At 73.9% G+C, this 7,217-nt stretch carries 7 protein-coding genes; 1 reads left to right on the top strand and 6 read right to left on the bottom strand.

What is annotated here, in order from left to right; translation table 11 throughout:
* Positions 1-173: 173 nt before the first annotated feature.
* Both alc and ACIBTU_RS11460 read right to left on the bottom strand, forming a co-directional pair.
* The gene (alc, locus tag ACIBTU_RS11465) at positions 174-1,310 is read right to left on the bottom strand and encodes an allantoicase (protein WP_399125780.1); all 1,137 of its coding nucleotides are present in this window, start codon (positions 1,308-1,310) and stop codon (positions 174-176) included.
* 108 nt (positions 1,311-1,418) lie between these two features.
* On the bottom strand, positions 1,419-2,363 hold the full coding sequence (locus ACIBTU_RS11460) for a LysR family transcriptional regulator (RefSeq protein ID WP_188338918.1): 945 nt from the start codon (positions 2,361-2,363) through the stop codon (positions 1,419-1,421).
* 80 nt (positions 2,364-2,443) lie between these two features.
* On the opposite strand from ACIBTU_RS11460, the gene ACIBTU_RS11455 reads away from it, so the two are divergent.
* Positions 2,444-3,757 (top strand): MFS transporter, encoded by a 1,314-nt coding sequence (locus ACIBTU_RS11455; protein ID WP_399125779.1) that lies wholly within the window; start codon positions 2,444-2,446, stop codon positions 3,755-3,757.
* Here ACIBTU_RS11455 and ACIBTU_RS11450 read toward each other — a convergent pair.
* From ACIBTU_RS11450 to ACIBTU_RS11435, 4 genes are all read right to left on the bottom strand, one after another.
* Positions 3,723-4,247, bottom strand: a complete 525-nt coding sequence (locus ACIBTU_RS11450; protein WP_399125778.1) for a putative immunity protein — start codon at positions 4,245-4,247, stop codon at positions 3,723-3,725. The genes ACIBTU_RS11455 and ACIBTU_RS11450 overlap by 35 nt on opposite strands.
* 5 nt (positions 4,248-4,252) lie before the next feature.
* Entirely contained in the window at positions 4,253-5,215 is a 963-nt protein-coding gene (locus ACIBTU_RS11445; RefSeq protein ID WP_399125777.1) for a DMT family transporter, read from the bottom strand.
* Positions 5,216-5,340: 125 nt separating this feature from the next.
* Positions 5,341-5,985: a response regulator gene (locus tag ACIBTU_RS11440; protein WP_399125776.1), complete on the bottom strand. Its 645-nt coding sequence runs from the start codon at positions 5,983-5,985 to the stop codon at positions 5,341-5,343.
* On the bottom strand, positions 5,949-7,208 hold the full coding sequence (locus ACIBTU_RS11435; RefSeq protein WP_399125775.1) for a histidine kinase: 1,260 nt from the start codon (positions 7,206-7,208) through the stop codon (positions 5,949-5,951). The genes ACIBTU_RS11440 and ACIBTU_RS11435 overlap by 37 nt, the downstream gene beginning before the upstream one ends.
* Between the last annotated feature and the right edge of the window lie 9 nt (positions 7,209-7,217).

Here is a 7,217-nt window from a genome sequence, read left to right as displayed (position 1 = left end):
GAGCGGCTTCGCCGCTCGCCTCTATCGGGGAGATGCCACCCGAAGGGTGTGCATCTCAGGGGCGCGGGGAACTGCGCGACCAGCCACACTCAACCCGCACCCGGGAACGGCGAGGGCCGGGCAGACGCTCCCCCCGAAGCGCCGCCCGGCCAGGTCACCGGCCCACCAAAAAATCAGGCCTGACGGAAGCGGTCCTCGAGCGCGGCCCGACCCGACTCGGTCAGAGCGCCGTGGACCCGCATACGGGCGACGCCCCCGTCGGGGAACGCGTCCAGACGGATGTGCGTGGCGACAGCCTGCGCGGCGAGCGGGAAGCGGTGCAGCGTGTCGGGCTGCAGCTTGGTGCGCGGGATGATCTCGAACCACTCGCCGGTCTCACCGTCGCGGCCGCTGACCGCGATCCAGCCGGCCGAGTTGCCCTTGAGGTACGCGGTGTCGATCTCGATGGCGCGGACGGCACCCTGCGCGGCGAGCCGGAAGCGTACCCAGTCGTTCGTGCCGACGACGCGGCGGCGGCGGTTCTCCCAGCCGTCGTCCATCTTCTGCGAGGTGCCCGGCAGGATGATCTGCGTCGGCGACGAGTAGAACTTGTCGGACGCGTCCTCGTAGGCACCGCCGTTGAGCACGGCCGCGAGGTCGAAGGTGCCGAGCGCGTCGAGCCACTCGGGGTCCGGGAGGACCTCGCCGTGCACGCGGAGGCGGGCGATGCCGCCGTCGGGGTGCTGGCAGACGCGGATGTGGGTCCAGCGGCGCTCGGAGGTGACGGTGAAGGCGTTCGCCGCGTGGCCCTTGAGCTGGCTCTTCGGGACGATCTCCTCCCACTTCACGTCGTCGGCGAGGAGCTCGTCGGGGCCGGGGGCGCCGGGCACCGACGTGGCCTGGATGCTGACCTTCTGCGGGTAGTTGCCGCGGAAGTGGGCGGTGTCGACGACGATGCCGCGGATGATGCCGGGCGCGCCGAGCCGCACGATCGCCCAGTCGTGGTCCTCGGGGGCCGGGAACGGCTGCTCGGCGGTGCCGCGGCGACGGCGGGTCTCCCAGCCGTCCATGACCTTGCCCTTGTGCCCGAAGTGCTCGGGGTCGAAGACGGCGCGCTCGCGGATGAGGAGGTTCTCGCGCATGGCGAAGAACTCGTCGTTCGCGGCGATGACGCCCGCGCCGAGGCGGCGGTCCGCCAGGTCGACGAGGTCGGCGAACGCGTCGACGTCGCCGAAGGTGCGGTAGTCGGCGTACGGGTCGCCGCCGCCGTAGGGGTTGGCGTCGTTGGCGTGCGGGTCGTCGGTGGCGTTGGCCTCGGAGTGAGTCGTCATACGTCCACTGTCCGGCGCGGCACCACATAGGTCCATCGAAAGTTTCCGAGGTCGCTTTTCAGCTCACCTGAAAGATTCGGTCTGCCTGAACGATCCGTGCCCGAGTGTTCAGTCGGAGGGGGTGGGTCCGGTGCGCTGGACGGTGAGCGCGCCGAGGACTCGCCGCACCGTAGCCCATTCCTCGGCCCCCTTGCGCACGGCGGCCACTACATGGCGTACGGGGCGGTCGGCGCCGAGCGGGCACATCACGACGCCGTCGCGGCGGGCGGCCGCCATCCGGGGCACGAGGGCGACGCCCATCCCGGCCTCGACCATGGCGAGGATCGCGGTCCAGCCGGCGGCGCTGTGGGCCTGCTCGGGCACGAAACCGGCGGCCTCGCAGGCGGCGGTGGTGATCTCGGACCAGGGGCCGGAGCCGCCGAAGATCCAGGGTTCGCCGGCGAGGTCGGCGAGCCGCAGGCCCGGTTCGTGGGCCAGCGGGTGGCCTACGGGCAGGGCGACGTCGAGCGGGTCGGCGAGCAGCGGCACCCGCGTGAACTTGGGGTCGCGGGCGGTCGGCGCGTGCGCGGCGAGGGAGAGGGCGAGGTCGACGTCGCCGGACGAGAGCAGCTCGTAGGCCTGCGCCGCCTCGGCCTCGCGGACCCGGACGGTGATCCCGGGGTGCGCGGCGCGCAGCGCCCGTACGGCGGGGACGACGAGGGCGGGGACAGCGGTGGAGAACGCGGCGACCCGGACGACGCCCGCGTCGCCGTGCACGTACTGCGCGAGCTCGGCGTCGGCGCGCTCCAACTGGGCGAAGACGGCCTCGGCGTGGCGCAGGACGAGGCGGGCGGCGTCGGTGAGCCGGACGCGGCGGCCCTGGGCCTCCAGGAGCGGGACGCCGAGCTGTTTGGCGAGGTTGGTGAGCTGCTGGGAGACGGCGGAGGGGGTCATGAGGAGGGCCTGGGCGGTGGCGGTGACCGTGCCGCGCTCCTGCAGGGTGCGCAGGATCACCAGCTTCTTGATGTCCCACCGTTCGCGGCGCAGTGCCGCCCGCAGCTCTTCCTCGCTCATGGCTTAAACGTACGGGACGGACTGCCCGCGTCATTCTAAAAAGCTTGACATCAAGATTCTCGATACCGAGACTCTTCGGCATGGGGAGCGAGATCGAGAACGGGCGGGGCGCGGGGCTGGTCGCGCAGTTGCGGCGGCCTCCGGGGGGCCGGGACGCGCGGACGATGCTGCTGGGCCAGTTCCTGGACCGGGCGGGCACGGGGGTGTGGGCGGCGTCCTCCGTCCTCTACTTCACGTTCGTCAGCGGGCTCGACGGCGGACGGCTCGGTCTGCTGCTCGGCGCGGCCGGGGTCGCCGGGATCGCGGGCTCCCCGCTCGCGGGCCGGCTCGCCGGGCACGTCCCCGTGCGGACGCTGCTGATCTGGTGCCATCTGCTGCGGCTCGCGGCGGTGTGCGCGCTGCTCGTCCTGGACGGCTTCTGGGCGCTGCTGCCCACGGTGGCGCTGATCTGCGTCGGGGACCGGGCCGCGAAGACGCTGGAGATGGTCTTCGCGGCGGAGGCCACCGGGGACCGGCGCGCCATGTACCAGGCGCTGTCGCGGAGCGTGGCCAACGCGGCGTACGGAATCGGGGCGGGGGTCGCGGCGATCGGGCTCGCGGTCGGCACGGACACCGCGTACCGCGTGCTGATCCTCGCGAACGCGCTGTCGTTCCTCGCGGCGGCGGCCCTCACCGCCCGGACCGCGCCGCGCCCGCCGCGCCGCCCCGAACCGGCCTCGGCGGGCCGGAGTTCACCGTCCGCCGCGGGCCCGTGGCGCGACCGCGGCTACCTCACCTTCGTGCTCCTCGACATCCCGCTGAACGTGGACGACGCGATCCTCGGGGTCGGCCTGCCGCTGTGGCTGGTCCACCGCACGGACGCGCCGCACCTCCTGATCCCGGCGTTCCTGGTGATCAACACGGCGATGGTCGTCCTCCTCCAGCTCCGCGTGACGGCCCGCTTCGACGGTCCGTACGGCGCCCTGCGCGCGCTGTCCCGGTACGGTCTGCTGACGGTGCTCGGGTGCGGGCTCCTCGCGGCGTCCGGCGCGGGCGGCGCCTGGTTCGCCTCCCTCGCCCTGCTCGGCTGCACCGTGCTGATCACCCTGGCCGAGCTGATGCGCTCGGTCAGCTCCTGGGAGCTGGCGGTCTCCCTCGCCCCGGCCGACGACCGCGCCGCGTATCTGGGCGCGGCCGGCGTCTCCCCGTCCGTGGAGCGCTCGGTCGGGCCGCCGGTCCTGACCTCCGGGGTCATGGCGGCGGGCCCGGCGGGCTGGCTGGTGCTGGGGGCGGCGACGGCGGCCGTCTGCGTGGTCCAACGGAGGCTGTGCGCCCGCCGCCTGGACTCGATGCGCTCGAACGCGCCGGGCCCGGAGCAGGTCAGTCCCGCAGCGACGCGTCCAGCGCGGACATGAGCCGCGCCGGGCGACCGCGGCCTTCGGGCGCGCGGGGATAGCGGCGCAGCACGTCGATCAGTACGGGTGTGGCGCGCGCCCGGGCGGCTTCGAGGGCGGCGGCCCCGGCCGCGGCGTCCTCGCCGGCCTCGATCTCCGCGATCCGCGCCGCGTTGGCCGCCGCCCGCAGGATGTGCCCGACCTGGTGCGCCTTGGCGATCGGATGCAGGTAGGCGGCGGACGCGGCGTCCCCCGCGGCCTGCGCGGCCAGACGCGCGGCCTCGCTCCCGGCGTCCTTCGCGGCGCGGTGCGCGTCCATCGAGGCGACCCGCTGGAGCCGCCTCCGTGCCGCCCCGCCCACGAACTCCCGTGCCGCGTCGATCGCGGCCCGCGGGCGGGGGTCCCCGGGCACCGCGCGCTCGAACACGGGGAGCACCTGCCGCGCCGCCTCGGTGGCGTACCGGGCCACGGCCCGCAGTTCGTCCATGGACAGCTCGAAGTCACCGCTCATGTCCGTCATTCTGCCGAGGACGCCACCCGGGCCGGCGCCGACCGAGTCAGGGAGGCCAGGACGACTCCGGTGAGGATCAGGGCCATGCAGCCCAGCCGCGCCCAGGTCATCGCTTCGCCGAGCACCGCGTACGAGAGCAGGGCCACGCACACCGGCTGGAGGTAGTAGACCGCTCCGGCGCGGGCGGGGCCGATGTGGGCGATCGCCTTGTTCCAGGCGAAGAAGGCGAGCGCCGAGGAGACGACACCCACGTAGAAGAGGGGGGCGACCGTGGTGGTGCTCGGGGTGAAGCCGCCCTGGAGGGCGAGGCTCGTCAGGTAGGCGGGGAGGAGCATCAGGGTGCCGAGGGCGAAGGTGGCGAACAGGAAGGTGACGCCGCCGAGTTCGGCGGGGCGGCGGCGCAGCAGGGCACTGTAGGAGCCGAAGGCGAGCGCCGCGGCCACGACCCACAGGTCGCCCGGGGCGAGGTCCGGGGAGAGGGAGCCCTTGCTGACGAGGAGGACGACTCCCGCGCAGGCGAGGAGCGTTCCGGTGACGCGGCGGGCACCGAGGCGGGCGCCGCCGAGCCGTTCGTACAGGGCCATCAGGACCGGCGAGGCGGCCATGATCATGCCCATGTTGCCGGCGGAGGTCGTCAGGCCCGCCTGGTTGACGAGCGTGTTGTAGACGGTGACGCCGAGGAGGGCGGCCAGGGTGACGTAGCCCAAGTGACGGCGGATCAGGGCCCGTTGACGCCAGAGCGCCCGCGCGCCGAAGGGGGCGACCGCCGCCGTCGCGATGATCCAGCGCCAGAACGCCTGCTGGACCGGGGGCACGCTGTCGTGCAGGGCGCGGGCCGTGACGAAGCTGCCGGACCAGACGACCGTGGCGAGGAGGGCGAGGGCCAGGCCCGCGCCGAGAGCGCGGGAGGCGGCCTCGGCGGGGCGTGCGGCGGGGGTGGCGGCGCGGGGGCGGTCCAGGAGTGACAAGTGGGGCGGCGTCCGTTCGGGAGTGGGCGGCGGGTGGATTCCCGTTCTCGCGTTCCACCGTCGCAGTGCACACCTGTCACGTCCAGCGAATGTTTCCGCAGTAATCTTTCAGTGGAGGCGAACGGTCAGGCTTCCAGGTAGGCCAGGACCGCCAGGACGCGGCGGTTGTCGCTCTCCCCCGGGTACAGGCCCAGCTTCGTGAAGATGTTGCCGATGTGCTTCGCGATCGCCTTCTCCGTGACGACCAGCGACTCGGCGACTCCCGCGTTCGAGCGGCCCTGCGCCAGGAGGCCGAGGACCTCGCGCTCGCGGGCGGTCAGGGAGCCGAGGCGCTGGTCGCGGATCTTGCGGGCCAGCAGCTTGGAGACGACCTCGGGGTCCATGACCGTGCCGCCCGCCGCGACCTGCTCGATGGTGCGCAGGAACTCCGCGCCGTCGGTGACCCGGTCCTTGAGGACGTAGCCGACCGCGCCCGCACCGTCGGCGAGCAACTCCCGTGCGTACAGCGGCTCCACGTACTGCGAGAGCAGCAGTACGGGGAGCGCGGGGACCTCGCGTCGGGCGGCGAGGGCCGCGCGCAGGCCCTCGTCGGCGAAGTCGGGCGGCAGGCGTACGTCGACGATCGCGACGTCGGGGCGCTCGGCGAGGAGGGACTCCAGGAGCGCGGTCCCGTTGTCCACGGCGGCGACGACCTCGTGGCCGAAGGCGCCGAGGAGGCGGACGAGTCCGTCCCTCAGCAGGAAGTGGTCTTCGGCGACGACAACGCGCACGGCACCTCCATCGAGATCTGCGTCGGTCCGCCGGCCGGACTGTGGACGGCGAGGACGCCGTCGAAGGTGGCGAGCCGGCGCTCGATGCCGGCGAGGCCGCTGCCGCGGGCCGGGTCGGCGCCGCCGTGCCCGTCGTCGGTGACGCTGACGCGCAGGGCGCCGCGCTCGGGGTCGTGGGCGAGGTCGATCCAGAGCCGCTCGGCCTCCGCGTGCTTGGCCGCGTTGGTGACCGTCTCGGCGATCGCGAAGTAGACGGCGGACTCGACGGGCGGCTCGGGGCGGGCCGGCAGGTCGACCGTGACCTCGGCGTCGAGCGGGCTGAGCAGGGCCAGGGACCGTACGGCGTCGGCGAGTCCGCGGTCGGCGAGGACCGGCGGGTGGATGCCGCGGACGAGGTCGCGCAGTTCCTGGAGGGCGGCCGAGGAGGAGGCGCGGGCCTCGGCGAGGAGGGCGCGGAACGCCTCGGGGTCCTTGTCCAGGCGGTGTTCGGCCGCGTCGAGGGTCATGCCCATCGCGACGAGCCGGGCCTGCGCCCCGTCGTGCAGGTCGCGCTCGATGCGGCGCAGTTCGGCGGCGGAGGTGTCGACGGCGTCGGAGCGGGTCGCGGCGAGGTGGGCGATCCGCGCGGCCATCACCTCCTGCTCGCTGGGGGCGAGCGCGGTGCGCACGAAGCGGGCGTGCCGGTCGACCATGGACGGGGCGAGCCACAGTCCGGTCTTGGCGAGGGCCAGGCCGAGCAGGCCCGCCATGATGCCGGTCGGGACGTCCGTGACGTGGATCGCGGTGTACCAGAGGCCGTCCCAGCCGGCGTCCGTGGCCAGGTACCAGCCGAAGCAGGCGAGGAAGACGCCCCACAGGCCGTAGCCGACGAGCCCGACGGGGACCGCGACAACGAGTCCGCCGACGAAGGAGTACAGGGCGACCCAGCGCCATTCGCGCAGCCGCTGCGGGTCCTCGATGAGCCAGCGGTAGCGGGCCACGACGCCGTGCCGCTCGCGCTCCCCGGTCTTCGGGGCGGGCGCGGAGCCGACCGTGATCCCGGACCAGCGCTCGGCGAGCGCCCGCTCCCGGTCGACGAGGCGGCGCATGCCGCGGGACGCCCACGGCAGCAGGCCGGGGACCGGGGTCCACACGGCGAGGCCCACCATCGTCGTCCAGTGCATGGCCACGACGGACAGCCACCACAGGTGGTACGCGCGCCGCAGCGCCCTGGTCCGCTTCATGTCCCCCAA

Origin of the sequence: Streptomyces sp. NPDC050145, assembly GCF_044460245.1 — a bacterium.
Classification (GTDB): domain Bacteria; phylum Actinomycetota; class Actinomycetes; order Streptomycetales; family Streptomycetaceae; genus Streptomyces.
The sequence above is the reverse complement of the archived record's forward strand: the minus strand, read 5'-3'. Positions and strand labels throughout refer to the sequence as shown.